Source organism: Citrobacter sp. MGH110, assembly GCF_001037515.1.
Classification (GTDB): Bacteria; Pseudomonadota; Gammaproteobacteria; order Enterobacterales; family Enterobacteriaceae; genus Citrobacter; species Citrobacter portucalensis.
Genome location: NZ_KQ089830.1, coordinates 32,321 through 53,701, shown reverse-complemented (window position 1 = coordinate 53,701; position 21,381 = coordinate 32,321). Strand labels below are relative to the sequence as shown.

Annotated in this window: 15 protein-coding genes; 7 read left to right on the top strand and 8 right to left on the bottom strand. The window is 54.9% G+C overall.

Annotated features, from left to right (window positions below; translation table 11 throughout):
- Window positions 1-21: 21 nt before the first annotated feature.
- A complete protein-coding gene (locus tag SK38_RS00245; protein ID WP_048234715.1) occupies window positions 22-3,288 on the bottom strand; it encodes a DUF5107 domain-containing protein in 3,267 nt (1,088 codons plus the stop codon).
- A gap of 114 nt (window positions 3,289-3,402) precedes the next feature.
- Between SK38_RS00245 and SK38_RS00240 the strand changes: the two genes are divergently transcribed.
- Window positions 3,403-4,596: an ROK family transcriptional regulator gene (locus SK38_RS00240; RefSeq protein ID WP_048215773.1), complete on the top strand. Its 1,194-nt coding sequence runs from the start codon at window positions 3,403-3,405 to the stop codon at window positions 4,594-4,596.
- Between the two features lie 3 nt (window positions 4,597-4,599).
- Here SK38_RS00240 and hcaR read toward each other — a convergent pair whose 3' ends face one another.
- Complete coding sequence (gene hcaR, locus SK38_RS00235) at window positions 4,600-5,493, bottom strand: DNA-binding transcriptional regulator HcaR (protein ID WP_048234713.1); 894 nt, start codon at window positions 5,491-5,493, stop codon at window positions 4,600-4,602.
- 135 nt (window positions 5,494-5,628) lie between these two features.
- Between hcaR and hcaE the strand changes: the two genes are divergently transcribed.
- The 5 genes from hcaE to hcaD are packed head-to-tail and all read left to right on the top strand — an operon-like array spanning window position 5,629 to window position 9,846.
- Window positions 5,629-6,990, top strand: coding sequence for a 3-phenylpropionate/cinnamic acid dioxygenase subunit alpha (hcaE, locus tag SK38_RS00230; protein WP_008785478.1), 1,362 nt, complete (start codon window positions 5,629-5,631; stop codon window positions 6,988-6,990).
- Window positions 6,987-7,505 (top strand): 3-phenylpropionate/cinnamic acid dioxygenase subunit beta, encoded by a 519-nt coding sequence (gene hcaF, locus SK38_RS00225; protein ID WP_032944241.1) that lies wholly within the window; start codon window positions 6,987-6,989, stop codon window positions 7,503-7,505. The genes hcaE and hcaF overlap by 4 nt, the downstream gene beginning before the upstream one ends.
- Entirely contained in the window at window positions 7,505-7,825 is a 321-nt protein-coding gene (gene hcaC / locus SK38_RS00220) for a 3-phenylpropionate/cinnamic acid dioxygenase ferredoxin subunit (protein ID WP_032944244.1), read from the top strand. Before hcaF ends, hcaC begins: the two co-directional genes overlap by 1 nt.
- Window positions 7,822-8,634, top strand: a complete 813-nt coding sequence (hcaB, locus tag SK38_RS00215; RefSeq protein WP_032944246.1) for a 3-phenylpropionate-dihydrodiol/cinnamic acid-dihydrodiol dehydrogenase — start codon at window positions 7,822-7,824, stop codon at window positions 8,632-8,634. Before hcaC ends, hcaB begins: the two co-directional genes overlap by 4 nt.
- A 9-nt stretch (window positions 8,635-8,643) precedes the next feature.
- Entirely contained in the window at window positions 8,644-9,846 is a 1,203-nt protein-coding gene (gene hcaD / locus SK38_RS00210) for a phenylpropionate dioxygenase ferredoxin reductase subunit (RefSeq protein WP_048234710.1), read from the top strand.
- A gap of 92 nt (window positions 9,847-9,938) precedes the next feature.
- Here hcaD and glyA read toward each other — a convergent pair whose 3' ends face one another.
- Window positions 9,939-11,192, bottom strand: a complete 1,254-nt coding sequence (glyA, locus tag SK38_RS00205; RefSeq protein ID WP_003835277.1) for a serine hydroxymethyltransferase — start codon at window positions 11,190-11,192, stop codon at window positions 9,939-9,941.
- 326 nt (window positions 11,193-11,518) lie between these two features.
- On the opposite strand from glyA, the gene hmpA reads away from it, so the two are divergent.
- Window positions 11,519-12,709 carry an NO-inducible flavohemoprotein gene (hmpA, locus tag SK38_RS00195; protein ID WP_008785485.1) on the top strand — a complete coding sequence of 397 codons (1,191 nt, stop codon included), beginning with the start codon at window positions 11,519-11,521 and terminating at the stop codon, window positions 12,707-12,709.
- A gap of 101 nt (window positions 12,710-12,810) precedes the next feature.
- On the opposite strand, the gene glnB is transcribed toward hmpA, so the two are convergent.
- The 5 genes from glnB to purL all read right to left on the bottom strand — a co-directional run bounded on the left by glnB (window position 12,811) and on the right by purL (window position 21,276).
- Window positions 12,811-13,149, bottom strand: a complete 339-nt coding sequence (gene glnB / locus SK38_RS00190) for a nitrogen regulatory protein P-II (protein WP_002914032.1) — start codon at window positions 13,147-13,149, stop codon at window positions 12,811-12,813.
- 60 nt (window positions 13,150-13,209) lie between these two features.
- Window positions 13,210-14,544 carry a two-component system response regulator GlrR gene (gene glrR, locus SK38_RS00185; RefSeq protein WP_304502732.1) on the bottom strand — a complete coding sequence of 445 codons (1,335 nt, stop codon included), beginning with the start codon at window positions 14,542-14,544 and terminating at the stop codon, window positions 13,210-13,212.
- Entirely contained in the window at window positions 14,544-15,287 is a 744-nt protein-coding gene (gene qseG / locus SK38_RS00180; RefSeq protein WP_048234706.1) for a two-component system QseEF-associated lipoprotein QseG, read from the bottom strand. The genes glrR and qseG overlap by 1 nt, the downstream gene beginning before the upstream one ends.
- Window positions 15,288-15,309: 22 nt before the next feature.
- Entirely contained in the window at window positions 15,310-16,740 is a 1,431-nt protein-coding gene (gene qseE / locus SK38_RS00175; protein WP_103286014.1) for a two component system sensor histidine kinase QseE/GlrK, read from the bottom strand.
- A gap of 648 nt (window positions 16,741-17,388) precedes the next feature.
- On the bottom strand, window positions 17,389-21,276 hold the full coding sequence (gene purL / locus SK38_RS00170) for a phosphoribosylformylglycinamidine synthase (RefSeq protein ID WP_048234704.1): 3,888 nt from the start codon (window positions 21,274-21,276) through the stop codon (window positions 17,389-17,391).
- Window positions 21,277-21,381 lie beyond the last annotated feature (105 nt).

Sequence of the window (21,381 nt, the reverse complement as noted above, 5' to 3'; positions counted from 1 at the left end):
TACCCCCACCCGTTTCGGGTGTTACTGGAAAAGCCTTACGTTAATGGCGTGACGCAGCAGTAATGCCTTGTCATGTGCCGGATTGAGTTGCAGGAGTTCATCAAGTTCACGCTGACAGGCGGCGCTATTTCCCAGCCCCAGATGCCCGAGCGCATTGATAAACAGGCAGTGTTGCTGGTGTTTTGCTTGTGCTGAGGTATCCAGCACCACCAGGTCGGGTAGCGATACGGCAAAGAAATCGACATCCGGCACGTTGTCGTGATGCGACTCGCTCCATTGCAGGAAGCTATTGAACAGAGCGTCCGCCTCTGCGTCATCGCCAAGTTTTCTCTGCGCCATACCCTGCCAGAAGAGATAGTCCACTGGCTGGTCGTTGTAGTAACGTCCGGCATCCAGTGAGCTGCCGCCACGCGTCGCACGGGAGAAGTAGCGCTGAGATTCTTCGAAATGGCCTTGCAGCTGAGCGCAATGCCCCAGCAAATACCAGATGTCGTTATCCGTTTGCCCTGGCAAGCGTCCTTCCCCGAGGTTTTGTGGGTAGTGCAACGCCTGTTGCAGCTGCGCGATGGCGGTTTGCAGGTCGCCGGAATGAACGGCAGCCAGGGCACGATGCATCTGATTCAGCATATATTGCCCGGTGGCTTTACCTTCACCACCTTCCCACGGATGGAACACGCGTTCACGTAACACCGCGGCGGCATCGTCGTAGCGCCCCACCCCATTCCACAAGCTGAGCAGTTCCACCGTCAGATCGTCTCGATGGAAGACAATCTCTTTACTGGCTTCCAGTCGCTGCAGACGCTGCTCAGCGGGTTGTGCCATTAACTTCTTGAGATAGTCGAGTTCAAACAGGAAGCGAGCATTCTGTGGTTCCAGCGCCACGGCCTGCGACAAATACTGCATCGCCTGCTGTGCATCGTGCAGTTTGTTCCAGGCATAGATTCCCAGTAAACGGTGTACCGGTGCGAAATCCGCTTCCTGCGCAAGCGTGAACTGCCAGCAGGAAACCGCCTCGGCATAACGCCGTTTGCTGTACCAGAAGCAGCCGAGGAAATAGCGGGCAAAAGCACTTTGCTCAAGAGTTTGCAGCATCTGCACTTCATCCAGCGTATTGGGGAAGCGCACGCGGTTTTGCAGACACTCACGAGCACGTTCAATGAACGGTTGTGGATTATCGCTCAGCGAAGCGCGCCACAGCATCGGCAGCGTTTCCTGGCTGTCGAGCAGTTCCAGCACGCTACGGGCAGCATCCTTTTGCCCCAAAGAAGTCAGCCAGCCTGCCAGTTCACACGCGTTGGTCCCGCGACGCCCGGTAATTGAGATCAGCGCTTTCGCCGTCGCCTCGTCCTGGCAAATAGCCCAGCGCGCATAGTGCAGGGTGTAACTCAGCGGATAATCAACCAGTTGTTGGCGAATGTAGTCCAGCGCTTGCGCATTGCGATCAAGCTTTGCCAGCGCCAGCGCTTTCAGTCCCATCGCCAGGTTATTACTGCCGTTAAAGCGCAGGCTCTGCTCGACCTTTTCCAAGGCGCCAGCGTAGTCCTGACGCTTCATCGCCAAACGCGCTAACGACCAGAAAGCTGCATCCCGGCAGTTGCCGCTCCAGCTGGCCTTATAATAATTATCCCACGCGCTGTCATCATCGCCCTGACGTTCCTGTGCGGCGGCCAGCAGCATACTTGCCTCACCATCACGCGGATTTTTATTGAGCTTATGCGCCCGCTCCAGCGCCTTGCCAGCACATTGTGCCGCCAGCGCCCAGTCGGCGCGGTTTAGCGCCAGCGTCCCCAGGGCCACATTATTGCGGTAGTCCAGCGGATCAACGTCCAGCGCGCGGCGATAATAATCTTCGGCATAGCGGCTGGCGTGGTTGTACTGCTCCAGATGCTGACCAATAAAATAGAGTTCATCGGTATTAGAAAGCGCTTCTGGCAGCGCTGGCGCAATGGCCGCCGAAGGCAGCGGTAATTCTTTCGCGATGTGCTCTTCGTACTGCAAAAGCGTAGTGCCATCGACGCTTGTGACGGTCATCGTCACCCGGGCATGGCCATTGTCAGACACATCGGCCAGCCAGCTCTGTCCTGGCTCAAGGGTGAGGGTATTTTCATAGAACGGCTGCCCGTGCGCAGCAAGCGTAACCTGAACATCGCGTAGCGGCGCAATCGCATAAACGCCCACAGAAAGCTGGCTACGCTCACGCACCAGACGAAGCGCCAACTGCGTGCTGGCGTTTTGCACCATTCCCAGTTCGCTGTAGGGCAAGAAGTTTTGCACGAAGACTTTCTCTTCGTACGGCGCAAGCCAGGTGAAATCCGGCTGATTATCGGTAAAGACCCCGGTCATCAGTTCAATATACGGACCGTTGTCATCGGTGAGATTACGATCCCAGGCAACACCAAAGTCGCCGTATCCCCATGTCCACTGTTTTTTCCCCGGCGAAACATGGTGATCGGCCACATGCAGCAACCCACCACGCTCGCCGTGATGCCACGCGCCAACAAAATCATAATCTGATTTTTCAGCCATATAGGAGGTCGGTACGGGTACGTTCTTGTAGCGTGAGATATCCACACCGGCCGAATAGTCCACTTTGTAGTATGTGCCGGTGGCGATGGGAAACGCTGAGACATCGCGCTTACCATGGTCAAATACCGCCGTCACATCCGGAGGGAACACGCTCTGATGATCGTCGCCGCCCTTCACCGCCGGATTCGCCCACCATAAGAAGTGGCGCGGGGTAGCGTTACCGTTAAACACCTTCCCGGTTATCTCGATCAACGCGAGATCCGGATACAGCGTGAATCCGGTCATTACCTGTAAACCGCGCATAGGCTCAACCTCACCCATCCACACGGTGTATTCACCCTGCTCACCCTGCTGCTGAGTAAAATCCACCGGCATAAAGGTGGTCGGGCGATGATGTTGCGGCCAGTTAAACTCGATACCGCCGGAGATCCACGGCCCAAGCAGACCGACCAGCGCGGGTTTCACCACTTCGTTGTAGTAGACGAAGTCGCGCTGCTGCACTTTGTCATACGCTCGATGAATACGCCCGCCTAACTCCGGCAGCAGCATGATGCGAATGAAGTCATTCTCCATCCACACCGCCTGATAGTCGCGCATTTCACGTTTGCCGGTCAGCGTATCAATCACGCCGTAAGGGTAAACCGCTCCAGAAGATCCCTGATACACCCGTTTTTCCAGAAACATTGGGTTGGCATCTTCTTCACCCGCCGCCCACGTTGGGAGGGTGATCGTTTCCTGCCAGACTTTAACTGAACCGTACATGCCGCTCTCCACTCAATAAACAAAAGTAAAAATTCAACTTGATGCTATTCTGCGGCAGTTAGGTGGCGTTAAAATGCGCAATGCTCACGCAATATAGTTAAGGGAGTTAAGTGAATGCAGCGTTCGGGGTTCAACAACGTCAGGGTCCGTCAGGCGAATAAACAGATCTTTTTGTCTCACCTGTGGCGGGAAAAACAGCTCAGCAAGTCACAGCTGGCGCAGCTCACCAGCCTGTCGATCCCGGCGGTCAGCAATATCCTCGAAGAACTGATGGATGAAGGGAGAATCAGCCATTCGCGAGAAACCTTAAGCCAGCGCGGTTTGAGCAGCGGCAGCTATCATTTGCCAGAAAAAGGCGCCTGGACGCTATGCATCAACGTCACCCCCACCAGCATCACCAGTCAACTGGCGGACGCGCGACTGGTGGCCGTAGGCGACTGGCAGCATGAAGTCATCAACCCCGAATCGCCAAAAGCGCTGCTGTCAGCCCTGGCGGCACACTGGCGGGAGTATCGTCGGGAATTTCCCGATGTGACGATTAATCTGGCGCTTGGCGTTCATGGTCAAGTTGATCCGATAACCGGTGCATCAAAAACCATGCCCCAGGCCCCGTGGAAAACGCCGGTGGAAATAAAATATCTGCTGGAGGAGAAGCTCGGCGTGCAGGTCCGGCTGGACAATGACTGCGTGATGCTGGCGCTGGCGGAAAAATGGCAAAACCCGGCGGCAAACGGTGATTTCTGCGTGATTAACGTTGATTACGGTATTGGCTCATCGTTTGTGATTAACGATAACATCTGGCGCGGTAGCCTGTATGGCAGCGGTCAGATTGGGCATACCATCATTCATCCCGATGGTGTCGCCTGTGACTGTGGTCGCTATGGCTGTCTGGAAACCGTAGCGTCATTAAGCGCATTGAAAAAGCAGGCCCGGGTGTGGATGAAATCGCAGCCGACATCCCTTTACGATCCGGAAACGCTCACCACTGACCAGCTAATTGCGGCCTGGCAGCACGGAGATGTCCGCATTCAGGCCTGGGCCGAAAATGCCGCCAGCGCCATCGGGCTGAGTCTTTATAACTTTCTGAATATACTGAATATTAACCAAATATGGTTGTATGGGCGTAGCTGCGCATTTGGCGACAGCTGGCTCAATACGCTGGTGCAGCAAACTGGGTTTAACCCATTCGATCACGGCGATAACCCGCGAGCCAGAGCCACGCAGATAAGCTTCGGTAAGCTTAATCGCACCCAGCAACTTATGGGCATTGGCTATCTGTATGTCGAGTCACAGCTTAGCGAGTTATAGCCATTACTCCGTCAGGCTCACCGCTAAACGTTCATGTACCGTGGCGATAAAATCGGTCAACGCCGGTTTGATTGGCCCTTTTTTCCACGCCATCAACAGCGCAATGGTCGGAACATCGCCAACAATAGGGCGGAAAACCACCTGTCCGGTATTAAAATTATTCATATAACCGGGTATCAAAGTCACCCCCAGCCCCATGCCGACCAGGTTCATGGTCACCAGAATGTTGGTTGCCACCTGCACAATGTTGGGCTGGCTTTTTTGCTGCTGAAACCAGTTTTTGACAATCATCGCTAACGCGCCGGAGTAGGCCGGATCGGTGCTGACAAAATTCACGCCGTGTAGTTGTTCTGCGGAGATTGCTTGCTCATTAGCTAACGGATGATTCACCGGTAAAACCACTACTAACGGCTCATGAATCAGCTCCAGATAATCGAGATCCGGGCTGTACACCGGGTGGCGCATTAAGCCCACATCCAGCTCTCCACTCAGGATCTTCTCTTCCTGTTCGGTGGTGATCAGACTCACCAGCTCAATGTGCGTATCTGGCTGTTTTAAACGAAACAAAGGCAGCACCTTCGGCAGCAGATTTACCTCTGCGGAAGGGACAAAACCGATGGCGAAATGATTATCTTCCTGCACCGTTTTACGGGCACGAACTTTGGCGTTTTCCGCCTGTTCGAGGATCGCCAGCGCATCTTGCAAAAAGCACTCTCCCGCCGCCGTCAGCGCAACTTTTCGTTTATCCCGCACCAGCAACGGAACGCCCACGCACGTTTCCAGATCGCGGATCTGGCTGCTTAACGACGGCTGAGAGGTATGCAGCTTCTCTGCCGCTCGGGTGAAATTCAGCGCCTGCGCCACCGCTACGAAATAGCGTAAGTGCCTCAGTTCCATGCCCTTCTCCTTGTTATCGAAAAAATGTCTCAACTGGTAGAAATTTACTATTTCACAGATTGATAACTAACCAGCAACATCCTTAAGGTACAAAAAAAGAAGGTCAATACATCTTAGCTTTCAGGATTAAAAAATATGACCACACCCTCAAATTTAGACATCTACCAACTGATCGACACACAAAACGGTCGCGTAACCCCACGAATTTATACCGACCCTGAAATTTACCAACTGGAGCTGGAACGCATCTTCGGACGCTGCTGGTTATTTCTCGCCCACGAAAGCCAAATCCCCAAACCCGGTGATTTTTTTAACACCTACATGGGCGAGGATGCAGTTGTGGTGGTTCGCCAGAAAGACGGCAGCATCAAAGCGTTTCTCAACCAGTGTCGCCACCGCGCAATGCGCGTCAGCTACGCCGACTGCGGCAATACCCGCGCCTTCACCTGCCCGTATCACGGCTGGTCGTACGGCATTAACGGCGAGCTGATCGACGTCCCGCTGGAACCGCGCGCCTACCCTCAAGGGCTGTGCAAATCGCACTGGGGGCTGAACGAAGTTCCTGGCGTAGAGAGCTACAAGGGACTGATTTTCGGCAACTGGGATACCTCCGCGCCTGCGCTGCGCGATTATCTCGGCGACATCGCCTGGTATCTCGACGGTGTGCTGGATCGTCGTGAAGGCGGCACCGAAATCGTCGGTGGCGTACAAAAGTGGACCATCGATTGTAACTGGAAATTCCCCGCCGAACAGTTTGCCAGCGACCAGTATCACGCGCTGTTCAGCCATGCCTCGGCCGTGCAGGTGCTGGGGGCAAAAGACGACGGCAGCGATAAACGCCTGGGCGACGGACAAACCGCCCGCCCGGTGTGGGAAACCGCCAAAGACGCACTACAGTTCGGTCAGGATGGGCACGGTAGCGGATTTTTCTTTACCGAAAATCCTGATGCCAACGTCTGGGTCGACGGCGAAGTCTCCAGCTATTACCGCGACACCTACGTGGAAGCCGAGCAGCGTCTGGGTAAAGTTCGCGCCCTGCGTCTGGCCGGCCACAACAACATTTTCCCAACGCTTTCCTGGCTCAACGGCACTGCCACCTTAAGGGTCTGGCATCCGCGCGGGCCGGATCAAGTTGAAGTGTGGGCATTCTGTATTACCGATAAAGCCGCCTCTGATGAAGTGAAAGCTGCGTTTGAAAACAGCGCCACGCGCGCCTTTGGCCCCGCCGGATTCCTGGAGCAGGACGACTCGGAAAACTGGTGTGAAATTCAAAAACTGCTGAAGGGTCATCGCGCACGCAACACCAAATTGTGTCTGGAAATGGGGCTGGGCCAGGAGAAACGTCGTGAAGACGGCATTCCGGGGATCACCAACTACATCTTTTCGGAAACCGCCGCGCGCGGCATGTATCAGCGCTGGGCCGATTTACTCAGCAGCGAAAGCTGGCAGGAAGTGCAGGAAAAAACCGCCGCTTACCAGCAGGAGGTGATGAAATGAGCACCTTAGTTTCTCAGGAACTACACCACCGCATTACACAGTTTCTCTACCATGAAGCCAGCTTGCTGGATGACTGGAAGTTTCGTGACTGGCTGGCACAACTGGATGAAGACATTCGCTACACCATGCGTACGACGGTCAATGCCCAGACGCGCGATCGTCGCAAAGGCGTGCAGCCGCCGACCACCTGGATTTTCAACGACAACAAAGACCAGCTCGAACGTCGTATCGCGCGGCTGGAAACCGGCATGGCCTGGGCGGAAGAGCCACCGTCGCGTACCCGGCACCTGATCAGCAACTGCCAGGTCAGTGAAACTGGAGTTCCCGACGTCTTTGCCGTTCGCCTTAATTATCTGCTGTATCGCGCGCAAAAAGAGCGCGATGAAACCTTTTACGTCGGCATGCGCATAGACAAAGTGCGCCGTTTGCCGGGCGATGAGTGGCGCTTACTGGAGCGTGAGATCGTGCTGGATCAAGCGGTGATCACCTCCCATAACCTGAGTGTACTGTTCTGATGAGTCGTGTTTATGCTTGCCCCGTAGGGGATTTGCCGGAGGGTGAAGCGCTCCGGCTTGATACCTCGCCCGTCATCGCGCTGTTCAACGTTGGCGGCGAGTTCTATGCCATTAACGATCGCTGTAGCCACGGTAACGCCTCGATGTCGGAAGGCTATCTGGAAGACGACGCTACGGTGGAATGCCCGCTGCATGCCGCCAGTTTTTGCCTGAAAACCGGCAAGGCGTTGTGTCTACCCGCCACCGACGCGCTCACCACCTACGCGGTATATGTAGACGGTAGCGATGTGTTTGTTGATATTCCAGAGGACGCTAGATGAGCGATTTACGCGATAACGTGGTCTTTATCACCGGCGGCGGCTCCGGTCTTGGCCTGGCGCTGGTCGAGCGTTTCATCGAAGAAGGTGCGCGGGTCGCCACACTGGAGCTGTCGCCAGCTAAAGTTGCCAGCCTGCGTCAGCGCTTTGGCGAACATGTGCTGGCAATCGAAGGCAACGTCACCTGCTACGCCGACTATCAGCGCGCGGTAGCTCAAATCCTGACGCATTACGGTACGCTGGACTGTTTTATCGGAAATGCGGGGATATGGGATCACAACGCCTCGTTGGTCAATACGCCTGCGGATGCGCTGGAGAGCGGCTTTCATGAGCTGTTTAACGTCAACGTGCTGGGCTATCTGCTGGGCGCGAAAGCCTGTGCCCCTGCACTTATCGCCAGCGAAGGCAGCATCATCTTTACCCTGTCCAATGCGTCGTGGTATCCAGGCGGCGGCGGCCCGCTGTATACCGCCAGCAAACATGCGGCTACCGGGCTGATTCGCCAGCTGGCATACGAGCTGGCACCAAAGGTTCGTGTTAACGGTGTCGGTCCATGCGGTATGGCGACAGATCTACGCGGCCCGCAGGCGCTGGGACAAAACGATACATCGATTATGCAGTCGCTGACGCCGGAAAAAATCGCCGCTATTTTGCCACTACAGTTTTTCCCGGAGCCTGCGGATTTTACCGGCCCGTATGTGATGCTGGCGTCAAAGCGCAACAACCGCACATTGAGCGGCGTGATGATCAATGCCGACGCCGGTCTGGGTATTCGCGGTATTCGTCACGTCGCCGCCGGACTGGATCTCTGAGGAGATGTTATGAACCCAAAAACTATCGCTATCGTCGGCGGCGGTCAGGCGGCGGCTATGGCTGCCGCTGCACTGCGCCAACAAGGTTTTGACGGCGAATTACACCTGTTTTCCGATGAGCATCATCTGCCCTATGAACGCCCACCGCTCTCCAAAGCGATGCTACTGGACGACAATCCGCAACTTCAGCCGATACTCCCCGCTGACTGGTGGCAGGAACACAACGTACAGCTGCATCTGGGGGTTACTGTGCAGACGCTCGGCCGCCAAACGCATCAGTTGGTGCTGGCTAATGGGCAGAGTTATCCATGGGATCGGCTACTGATTGCGACGGGCGCTGCGGCACGCCCCCTTACGCAACTGGATAAGCTGGGCGATCGTTGCTTCACCCTGCGCCACGCGGGCGATGCCGAGCGCCTGCGCGACAATTTATTGCCGGGCAAGTCGATTGTCATTGTCGGTGCGGGCACCATTGGTCTGGAACTGGCGGCCAGCGCGACTCAACGCGGCTGTCAGGTGACGGTGGTGGAGCTGGCGCCAACGGTCATGGGCCGCAACGCGCCTGCTCCGGTGCGCGACTACCTGCTAACCCGCCACCAACTTGCGGGCGTGCGGGTATTGCTTAACAGCGCTATAGAGCATGTCGAAGCAGGAGAGTCTCTCTCGCTCACGCTACAAAACGGCGAAACTCTCACCGCTGATGCGGTGATCTATGGCATCGGTATCGTGGCGAACGATATGCTGGCCCGCGAAGCGGGGCTGGAGACGGCGAACGGCATTATCGTTGATACCGCCTGCACCACCTCCGATCCCGCGATTTTCGCCGCCGGTGACGTAGCGATAACACGCCAGGCTGACGGTTCGTTAGTACGCGTGGAAAGCTGGGAAAACGCCAATTTTCAGGCACTGGTTGCCGCCGCCGCGATGCTCAATCAACCGCAGCCAGCAGCAACGCCGGGCTGGTTCTGGACCGATCAGTACCGTGATAATCTACAGTTTGTCGGCGAAATGCAGGGTGAGAACTGGCTCCTACGCGGCGATCCTGATGCGCAGAAAGCAATATGGTTTAACCTACAGGATGGCGTGATTGTCGGCGCAGTAACGTTGAATCAGGGCCGAGAAATACGTTTATTGAGAAAATGGATTCAGGCAAAGAAAAAGCCGCCAGTGGCGACTTTAATCAATGAAACAATCTTGCTTAAGTCAATATAACTGCCGGATGGCACTTCGTTTATCTGGCCTACATGTGAGTTACCTGTAGGCCGGAAAAGGTGTTTACACCACCATCTGGCAATCCGTATTACTTACGCGTAAACCGGGAAACGTGCGCAGATATCCAGCACTTTACCTTTGACGCGCTCGATAACAGCTTCGTCATTGATGTTGTCCAGAACGTCACACATCCAGCCAGCCAGCTCTTTCACTTCAGCTTCTTTAAAGCCACGGCGAGTCACAGCCGGAGAACCGATACGGATACCGGAAGTCACAAACGGGCTCTTCGGATCGTTCGGTACGCTGTTTTTGTTAACGGTGATGTTAGCACGGCCCAGCGCGGCGTCAGCTTCTTTACCGGTCAGGTTTTTATCAACCAGATCCAGCAGGAACAGGTGGTTTTCAGTACCGCCAGAAACCACTTTGTAGCCACGGTTCAGGAACACTTCCACCATCGCTTTGGCGTTTTTGGCAACCTGCTGTTGGTAAACCTTGAACTCAGGCTCCATCGCTTCTTTCAGCGCCACAGCTTTCGCCGCGATCACGTGCATCAGCGGGCCGCCCTGCGCGCTTGGGAACACAGCGGAGTTCAGTTTTTTGTACAGCTCTTCGTCACCGCCTTTCGCCAGGATCAGGCCACCGCGTGGACCCGCCAGGGTTTTGTGGGTGGTGGTGGTCACAACGTGTGCGTGTGGAACCGGGTTCGGATAAACGCCTGCGGCAATCAGACCTGCAACGTGCGCCATATCGACGAACAGATATGCACCGATGCTGTCGGCGATTTCGCGCATTTTTGCCCAGTCAACAACGCCGGAGTAAGCAGAGAAGCCACCGATGATCATCTTCGGTTTGTGCTCTTTGGCCTGCTTCGCCATGTCTTCGTAGTCAATTTTGCCGGACTCATCAATACCGTAAGGGATGATGTTGTACAGTTTGCCGGAGAAGTTAACCGGGGAGCCGTGAGTCAGGTGGCCGCCTTGTGCCAGGTTCATACCCAGAACGGTATCGCCCGGTTGCAGCAGAGCGGTGTAAACAGCAAAGTTAGCCTGAGAACCGGAGTGCGGTTGTACGTTAGCGTAGTCAGCGCCAAACAGCTCTTTTGCGCGATCGATAGCCAGTTGCTCAACGATATCAACGTACTCGCAACCGCCGTAGTAGCGCTTGCCCGGATAACCTTCAGCATATTTGTTGGTCAGCTGAGAACCCTGCGCCTGCATAACACGCGGGCTGGTGTAGTTTTCGGAGGCGATCAGTTCGATGTGCTCTTCCTGACGTACTTTTTCCTGCTCCATAGCCTGCCACAGTTCGGCATCATAATCGGCAATGTTCATTTCACGCTTTAACATCCGCATCTCCTGACTCAGCTAACAATAAAATTTTCGGCCTTAAAAGGCGGTCCGTAGGACAACGGCGAACAGTATAACCGAATCATTCTTCGATAACAGGTCTTGACAAAGGATTTTACGCAAACGATTACCTTCAAGGTACGCAAGGCTTTGGAGAACAAAGGTCTGCTGAATTTCAACGGATTTCTTTTCAGGTTTGTGATGCAGATTTTTCACGATGTAACCTTTACAACGCAAAGTTACAAAGAACCATTTACAATGCAGGGGTATTTTTTATAAGATGTATTTGACATACATCATTAAAGTCTCAGATAAAGGAAGACCGTATGCTTGACGCACAAACCATCGCTACAGTGAAAGCCACCATTCCCCTGCTGGTTGAAACAGGCCCGAAGCTGACCGCCCATTTCTACGACCGCATGTTTACGCATAACCCAGAGCTGAAAGAAATCTTCAACATGAGTAATCAGCGTAATGGCGATCAGCGTGAAGCGCTGTTTAATGCTATTGCCGCGTATGCCAGCAATATCGAAAATCTGGCGGCACTGTTGCCGGCTGTTGAGAAAATCGCACAGAAGCATACCAGCTTCCAGATTAAACCCGAGCAGTACAACATCGTGGGTGGCCATTTACTGGCAACGCTGGACGAAATGTTCAGCCCAGGCCAGGAAGTTCTGGATGCGTGGGGCAAAGCATACGGCGTGCTGGCGAACGTTTTCATCAACCGTGAAGCGCAAATCTACAGCGAAAATGCCAATAAAAATGGCGGCTGGGAAGGTACCCGTCCTTTCCGCATCGTGGCAAAAACCCCACGCAGTGCACTTATCACCAGCTTTGAGTTTGAACCTGTCGACGGTGGCGCAGTGGCTGAATATCATCCGGGGCAATATCTGGGCGTCTGGTTAAAGCCGGAAGGTTTCCCGCATCAGGAAATTCGTCAGTACTCACTGACCCGTAAACCCGATGGCAAAGGCTACCGTATTGCGGTTAAGCGTGAAGACGGTGGTCAGGTTTCAACCTGGCTGCACAACCATGCGAATGTTGGCGACGTTGTTCACCTGGCCGCACCTGCGGGCGATTTCTTTATGGACGTTGCGACCGACACCCCGGTATCTCTGATCTCCGCGGGAGTGGGACAAACCCCAATGCTGGCGATGCTGGATACGCTGGCAAAAGCGCAGCATACGGCGCAGGTTAACTGGTTCCATGCGGCAGAAAATGGTGACGTGCATGCCTTCGCTGATGAAGTTAATGAACTCGGCAAAACGCTGCCACGCTTTAGCGCACACACCTGGTATCGTGAGCCAACCGAAGCCGATCGTGCGAAAGGTGCCTTTGATAGCGTAGGTCTGATGGATTTGAACAAACTGGAAAGCGCAATCAGCGATCCGGCGATGCAGTTTTATCTGTGCGGTCCGGTTGGTTTCATGCAGTTCGCCGCGAAGCAGCTGGTCGGTCTGGGCGTGAAAAACGAGAACATTCATTACGAATGCTTCGGTCCGCACAAAGTCTTGTAATGTGTTACGCGAGTAGGCCGGATAAGGCGTTTACGCCGCCATCCGGCAATCACTCTGCCTGATGCGCTACGCTTATCAGGCCTACAAATTAACGGCGCGGCTTAGATTGCCGCGTCGTCTTCTTCACCGGTACGAATACGAATAACGCGTGCCACGTCGAAGACAAAAATCTTACCGTCACCGATCTTGCCGGTCTGGGCAGTACGGATAATGGTGTCGACGCAGGTATCGACGATGTCGTCGGTAACCACAATTTCAATTTTTACCTTCGGCAGAAAATCCACCATATATTCCGCGCCACGGTACAACTCGGTATGGCCTTTCTGACGGCCAAAACCTTTCACTTCTGTCACAGTCATACCGGTAATGCCGACTTCTGCCAGCGCTTCGCGGACGTCGTCCAGCTTGAAGGGTTTAATAATCGCATCAATCTTTTTCATGCTATTCCTTGAAAAGGTCGCCTGTCTTTTGATCGAATAAAGCTAACATAATCCGCAGATTTATTCTTTGAAATCGTTTGCATCCAGCTCGTGCCGAGAAAGCAATTTATAGAATTCGGTGCGGTTGCGCCCCGCCATTCTTGCCGCGTGGGTCACATTGCCCTTGGTGATTTGCAGCAGCTTACGCAGATAGTTGAGCTCAAACTGGTTACGCGCCTCAACAAAGGTCGGCAGCGCGGTGTTTTCCCCTTCCAGCGCCTGCTCCACCAGCGCGTCGCTGATCACCGGCGAAGAGGTCAACGCCACGCACTGCTCAATTACGTTGACCAGCTGACGCACGTTGCCCGGCCAACTGGCGGTCATTAACCGCTTCATGGCATCGGTTGAAAAGGCGCGTACGAACGGTTTGTGCCGTTCAGCAGACTGGCGCAGCAGATGGTTCGCCAGCAGCGGAATATCTTCCGTACGCTCGGCCAGCGCAGGGATCTTCAGGCTCACCACATTGAGGCGATAGTACAAATCCTCGCGAAATTCGCCCCGTGCCATCGCTTTGGGTAAATCGCGGTGGGTCGCAGAAACGATCCGCACATCAATGTCGATATCGCGGTTACTGCCCAACGGTCTGACTTTTCGTTCCTGCAATACGCGCAGCAGTTTCACCTGTAACGGCGCAGGCATATCGCCAATCTCATCGAGAAACAGCGTGCCGCCTTCTGCGGCCTGAAACAGCCCTTCACGATTGCTCACCGCACCGGTAAAAGCACCGCGCGCATGACCAAACAGTTCTGATTCCAGCAGTTGTTCCGGCAACGCGCCGCAGTTAATGGCAATGAAAGGTTTTTGGCTGCGTGGGCTGGCGTTGTGAATAGCCTGAGCGAAAACTTCTTTCCCGGTTCCGCTTTGGCCGTTAATCAAGACGCTAACGTCCGATTGCGCCACCATCCGCGCCTGTTCCAGCAGGCGTAGCATCAGCGGGCTGCGGGTAACGATAGATTCGCGCCAGCTGTCATCGGTGGCGGGCGCAGACTGTTCCAGTGCCCCGTCAATCGCGTGATATAACGCGTCCTTGTCGACTGGTTTAGTGAGGAAGCTGAACACCCCTTGCTGGGTCGCCGCAACGGCGTCAGGGATGGAGCCGTGAGCGGTCAGGATAATCACCGGCATCCCAGGCTGTACTTTCTGGATTTCAGTAAACAGCTGCATACCATCCATTTCATCCATGCGCAGATCGCTAATAACCAGATCCACTTTTTCACGGTTCAGCACCCGTAACCCTTCCTGCCCACTTTCCGCGGTCACGACGCTGTAGCCTTCGCTGGTCAGTCGCATTCCAAGTAATTTCAACAGGCCCGGATCGTCATCCACCAGCAGCAGATGCGCGGGCTTACGGCTTATCATGGCGTAACCTCATCGGCAGACGGCGCTGCGCCTTCTTCGTTATCAGGCGTAGTGAGTTTATCGTTCCCGTGCAGCGCATCAGGATTGTAGTTACCGCCAGGTTTGCGCGTGGAAAGCTGGCGCTCAATATCGGTCAGATTCTCCAGCTTGCGGGTCGTGAGATCGAGCTGGGACTGCAAATGCTGCTGCTGTTGACGCAGCGTATCGAGATCGCTGTCGGACGCCTGCTGGAGTTTACTGTAGCGCATACGCTCTTCGGCAAGCTGCAACTGCAATGTTTGGCTGCTGCGCCAGACCTGATACAGCGGGCGTACCTGCGGCGGAATTTGCGGGCTTAACGCATCGAGGCGCGTAACAACCTCCCGCCTTTCAGGCGGCGTAATGTTGGCGTTCTCGAGCAGGATCCCACGCCTGAAAGCGCCCTGCCAGGTATCTGTCATCAGGGTGCTGGCTTCACTACGCGCCTGCACCGGCATCAGGCGATTGGCACAATCCATCGCCCGCAGCCAGTACAACGGATTGGTTTCTGTAGGCTGGCCAGACAGCGACCAGATATCCGCACAGTCGGTTGCAAGGTAGTCCGCCAGTTGATTAGGCGGAATTTTCTCCTGCGAGGGATCGCCGATAATATGATTCACCGCGTTCGGGACACAACCAACCAGCGCCAGGCACGGCAGGCTTGCGAGGATGACGCGACGAAGAAAATGTCGTTTAAGCATTCGGACAACAACGTATGGCATACTCACCAGACTTAGGTTTATTTTAGTGATTTTTCGCAGCAGCTAGCGGCAGTTCTATGCGAAAACAAACGTTTTGCGCATGGTCATCAACCAGATACAGCTTGCCCCGCATACGGCGGATGCAATCTCTGGCAATGCTTAGCCCCAACCCGCTTCCTTTTACCGCCCCTTTTCGCTGATGACTCCCCTGGAAAAAAGGCTCGAAGATCATGGTCTGTTCTGCTTCTGGAATCGGTGTGCCGGTATTCATTACATCGATGTATACCGTTGAGCCATGCAAACTGCTGCGGATCCAAATGTTACCGGATTCAGCACCATAGTGCACCGCATTGGAATAAAGATTGTCCAGCACGCTCATCAACAGCATCGGTTCTGCCAGGCAGGTGTTCACCGCAAGCGCAACATCAGTATGTATCATTTTGGCGCGAGCGGGCAGGCTATGCGCAGAAACAACGCTTTCCACCAGCGGCGCGATTTCCACACTTTCAAGTTCTACCTCGTCATCAGCCAGCTTGCGGTTGTAATCGAGGAGTTGTTCAATCAGCTTTTGCAGGTTACGGCTGCTGTCATCCAGAATACCGACCACCTCTTTTTGCTCCGGTGTTAACGGGCCAACCACCTGATCGGCCAACAATTCGGTACCTTCGCGCATGCTCGCCAGCGGCGTTTTCAGCTCATGGGAAAGATGGCGTAAAAACTGATGCCGTTGCGACTCAAGCCAGGAGAGGCGTTCGCTTAACCAGATGATACGCTGCCCCACGGATCTTAATTCCCGTGGCCCGGTAAATAATACGCTATCCCCCAGCGAGCGCCCTTCTCCCAGACAGTTGATCATCCGTTCAATGCCCTTCACCGGACCGATAATCATGCGGGTAAACAGCAAGACCATCGCCAGGCTGACGAGAAACAGCACCAGTGCCTGCCAGCCAAAAAACTGCCCGCGTTCGGCTATTTCCTGCTGTAACTGCTGCCCACGAGAAAAGACCACGGTACGCGTCGCTTGCACCATCTCGGTATTGGCATTGGCGAACGCTTCCAGCCGTGCAGCCGACACACTGTCAGGACCACTGTTTTTACACTGCAACTGCGCGAGATCGTTAAGATCCTGACGCAACGCCTGGTAGAGCTTGGTATCCGGCAACACCCCCGCATGCGCATCCAGCATGTCGCTGTAGCGTTTACGCTGGCTTTGGTAGACCCTGGCCAATGTTGGGTCATCAAGCACGCAGTATTGCCGATAGCTGCGCTCCATCTCCAGCGCGACGTTGGTCATCGCCTCGCTGCGTCTGGCATCAATCAGCGTGGTGCGGTTTGTCAGCGCAGCCTGCGCGCTCAGGGCATTCAGACTTTGCCATGCCTGCCAGGCCAGAACTAACAACGGCAGCAGGATAAGCAAGAAGGCCAACGTCACCAATTGACGTAAAGATCGGGGAAAAACTGACCAGCGCTTCAAGGCGTTACTCTCAATGGACAGGAATAGATTGATGCTAACTGAGGGGAACGCCAGATACAACAAAGCCGGGATTAACCCGGCTTTGTTGTGGAATAAGGCGGTGCCTAACTCGACGTTTCGCCCGGAGGTTGATATGAGCAATGCTAATATCAGATGTTGGACGGCAGGCACCTTGTTGTGCGTCATTCGAAGTTTATGTAGCACGTCCCGAAGGGGCTGACATAAGAAGGTGAATGAGCCACTGATTAATATTATGCAGCATCTGTGCCAATATTCAAAACACTTTATTAACACAATGATAAGTATGAAAAATATTATTATTTTCACAAATAACAATTCTGGTTGTTTTTTGTTCTCCCTGTCGCCAATCAGCAACACTTGCAGCACTTAAAAACAAATCACTATTAAATCAAATAATTAAACGTCTCTTTTTGACGACACCGCAACCCTGCTCATGTCGGCATTTCCCGACACTTTACTTTTAGGTGCAAGCGCTGAGTTTATTGCCGGATGGCGGTGTGAACGCCTTATCCGGCCTACAACCGCATTTTCCCTGTAGGCCTGATAAGCGTAGCGTCATCAGGCGGGTTTCATCCGGCAGACAAAAAAAGCCCCTCGCGAAGAGGGGCTTGATGACTATTGAGCGAATTAACCGAGCTGTTTACGCGCGTTGCGGAAAATACGCATCCACGGGCTATCCTCGCCCCAGTTTTCCGGGTGCCAGGAGTTGCTCACGGTACGGAACACACGTTCCGGGTGCGGCATCATAATGGTGACGCGACCATTTTCAGTGGTCACTGCAGTAATACCGTTCGGCGAACCGTTCGGGTTAGCCGGATAGGTCTCGGTCACCTTACCGAAGTTATCAACGTAGCGCAGCGCCACCAGACCTTTGCTCTCAAGCTGAGCCAGATGCGCACCGTCACGCACTTCCACACGACCTTCACCGTGAGAAACGGCAATCGGCATCATCGAACCCACCATATCAGCAAGCAGTAAGGATGGGCTTTGCGTCACTTCGACCAGACTGAAGCGGGCTTCAAAGCGGTCGGAATGGTTACGCACAAAGCGCGGCCACAGGTCGCTTCCTGGGATCAGCTCACGCAGGTTAGACATCATCTGACAACCGTTACACACGCCGAGTGCCAGCGTCTGCGGGCGATGGAAAAAGGTTTCGAACTCATCACGGACGCGGTTGTTGAACAGAATCGACTTCGCCCAACCTTCACCAGCGCCGAGCACATCGCCATAAGAGAAGCCGCCGCAGGCCACCAGTGCCTGGAAGTTACCCAGGCCGATACGTCCGCCCAGCAGGTCGCTCATGTGCACATCGATGGCGTCGAAACCCGCACGGTGGAAGGCTGCTGCCATTTCAACGTGGGAGTTCACACCCTGCTCGCGCAGTACGGCCACTTTGGGACGTGCACCGGTGGCGATGTACGGAGCGGCAACATCTTCGTTGATATCAAACGACAGTTTAACGTTGAGACCAGGGTCCGCATCGTTGGTTTTAGCGTCGTGTTCCTGATCGGCGCATTCCGGGTTGTCACGCAGGCGCTGCATCTGCCAGGTAGTTTCCGCCCACCACATACGCAGGGTAGTACGGCTTTCGCTAAACACCGGCTGGCCGTTAGCGGTCAGGGTGAAGCGGTCACCTTCAACGGCTTTACCGAGGAAGTGTACGCAGTCTGCCAGGCCGTGGGTAGCCAGAATCGCTTCCACCGCCTCACGCTCAGCAGCACGAACCTGAATCACCGCACCCAGTTCTTCGTTAAACAGCGCCGCCAGACGATCTTCACCCAGAGAGTGGATATCAGCGTCAATACCGCAGTGACCGGCGAAGGCCATTTCCGCCAGCGTAACCAGCAGACCGCCGTCAGAACGGTCATGGTAGGCCAGCAGCTTACGCGCAGCGACCAGCGCCTGAATCGCATCGTAGAAGCCTTTCAGTTGCTCAACGTTACGCACGTCGGCAGGCTTATCGCCCAGTTGACGGTAAACCTGCGCCAGCGACGTAGCGCCCAGCGCATTGTGACCAAGACCGAGGTCAATTAGCAGCAGGGCGTTGTCTTCAGTAGACAGCTGCGGGGTAATGGTGTGGCGCACATCTTCCACGCGGGCAAAGGCGGTGATCACCAGCGACAGCGGCGAGGTCATTTCACGCTGCTCGTTACCTTCCTGCCAGCGGGTTTTCATCGACATAGAGTCTTTGCCCACTGGAATGGTCAGGCCGAGCGCCGGGCATAGCTCTTCCCCGACGGCTTTTACTGCTTCGTACAGGCCAGCATCTTCACCAGGGTGACCCGCAGCCGCCATCCAGTTTGCCGACAGCTTAATACGTTTGATGTCACCAATCTGCGTTGCCGCAATGTTTGTCAACGCTTCACCGACCGCCAGACGCGCAGAGGCAGAGAAGTCCAGTAGTGCAACCGGCGCGCGTTCGCCGATAGACATCGCTTCGCCGTAGTAGCTATCGAGGCTGGCGGTAGTGACCGCGCAGTTAGCGACCGGGATCTGCCATGGACCAACCATCTGGTCACGCGCAACCATGCCGGTAACGGTACGGTCACCGATGGTCACGAGGAACGTTTTCTCCGCGACAGTCGGCAGATGCAGCACGCGGTTAACCGCATCTGCAATCGAGATTTCACCACGATTCAGGGCATCGCCTTTGGCTTTCAGCGCCTGCACATCGCGGGTCATTTTCGGTGTTTTACCCAGCAGCACATCAAGCGGCATGTCGATCGGCTGGTTGTCGAAGTGGCTGTCGCTCAAGGTCAGATGCTGTTCTTCGGTAGCTTCACCAATCACCGCATACGGCGCGCGCTCGCGCTTACACAGTTCGTCAAACAGCGGCAATTGATCGGCAGCAACCGCCAGCACGTAGCGTTCCTGGGATTCGTTACACCAGATTTCCAGCGGGCTCATACCCGGCTCATCGCTGAGGATATCGCGCAGCTGGAACTTACCGCCGCGACCACCATCGCTTACCAGCTCCGGCATAGCGTTAGACAGTCCACCCGCGCCAACGTCATGGATAAACAGAATCGGGTTCGCATCACCCATCTGCCAGCAACGGTCGATAACTTCCTGGCAACGACGTTCCATTTCCGGGTTGTCACGCTGTACGGAAGCAAAATCCAGATCGGCATCAGACTGGCCGGAAGCCATAGAGGAAGCAGCCCCGCCGCCAAGACCGATGTTCATTGCCGGGCCGCCGAGGACGATAAGCTTAGCGCCAACGACGATCTCGCCCTTCTGCACGTGATCGGCACGGATGTTACCGATCCCGCCTGCCAGCATGATCGGTTTATGGTAACCGCGCAGCTCTTCGCCGTTATGGCTGTTGACCTTTTCTTCATAGGTACGGAAGTAGCCGGTCAGCGCCGGACGACCAAATTCGTTGTTAAACGCCGCACCGCCCAACGGGCCTTCGGTCATGATATCAAGCGCGGTAACAATACGGTCCGGCTTACCGAAGTCTTCTTCCCACGGCTGTTCAAAGCCAGGAATACGCAGGTTGGAAACGGAGAAACCCACCAGCCCGGCTTTGGGTTTTGCACCGCGACCTGTTGCGCCCTCGTCGCGGATTTCGCCGCCGGAGCCGGTTGCAGCACCTGGCCACGGAGAGATGGCCGTCGGGTGGTTGTGAGTTTCAACCTTCATCAGAATGTGGGCTGGTTCCTGATGGAAATCGTAGCGGCCAGTTTTGTGATCGGCAAAATAGCGGCCCACTTCAGAGCCTTCCATTACCGCAGCGTTGTCTTTATAGGCAGACAGCACGTGGTCCGGCGTGGTTTCGAAGGTATTCTTGATCATCTTGAACAGCGACTTCGGCTGCTGTTTACCATCGATAACCCAGTCGGCGTTAAAAATCTTGTGGCGGCAGTGCTCAGAGTTGGCCTGCGCAAACATGTATAGTTCAATATCGTTCGGGTTACGTCCCAGTTTGGTGAACGCATCCTGCAGATAGTCAATTTCGTCTTCCGCCAGCGCCAGACCCAGACGCAGGTTAGCGTCGATCAGCGCCTGACGCCCCTCACCCAGTAGATCAACGCTGGAGACCGGCGCCGGTTGGTGATGGGCAAACAGTTTTTCGGCATCGTTCAGCGAAGAGAAAACCGTTTCCATCATGCGATCGTGCAGTTCGTCGGCCACCATCTGCCATTGCTCAGCGGTCAGCGTGGAGGCTTCTACATACCAGGCAATGCCACGTTCCAGGCGGCTAATCTGGTGCAGACCGCAGTTGTGGGCAATATCAGTCGCTTTAGAAGACCACGGGGAGATGGTGCCAGGGCGAGGCGTAACCAGCAGCAGTTTGCCTTCCGGGGCGTGGCTTTGCAGAGCAGGACCATATTTCAGCAAGCGTGCAAGCTGCGCGTGCTCATCTTCATTTAACGGTGCATTCAGATCGGCGAAATGGACGTACTCGGCGTAAATGTTGTGGACCTGGAGGTTGGCAGCCTGAAAACGTGCCAGCAGTTTGTTAATACGGAATGCAGACAGTGCAGGTGAACCACGCAGAATTTCCATCATAAGTCTCTCGTCTTCTAAGCTTTCGGTGTGCCCAAGTGGGGGAAACGGGCGTCATTATAAAGAATCTACCGCGCCGACGAAACCGTTTGCGTCGAAATAAAATCA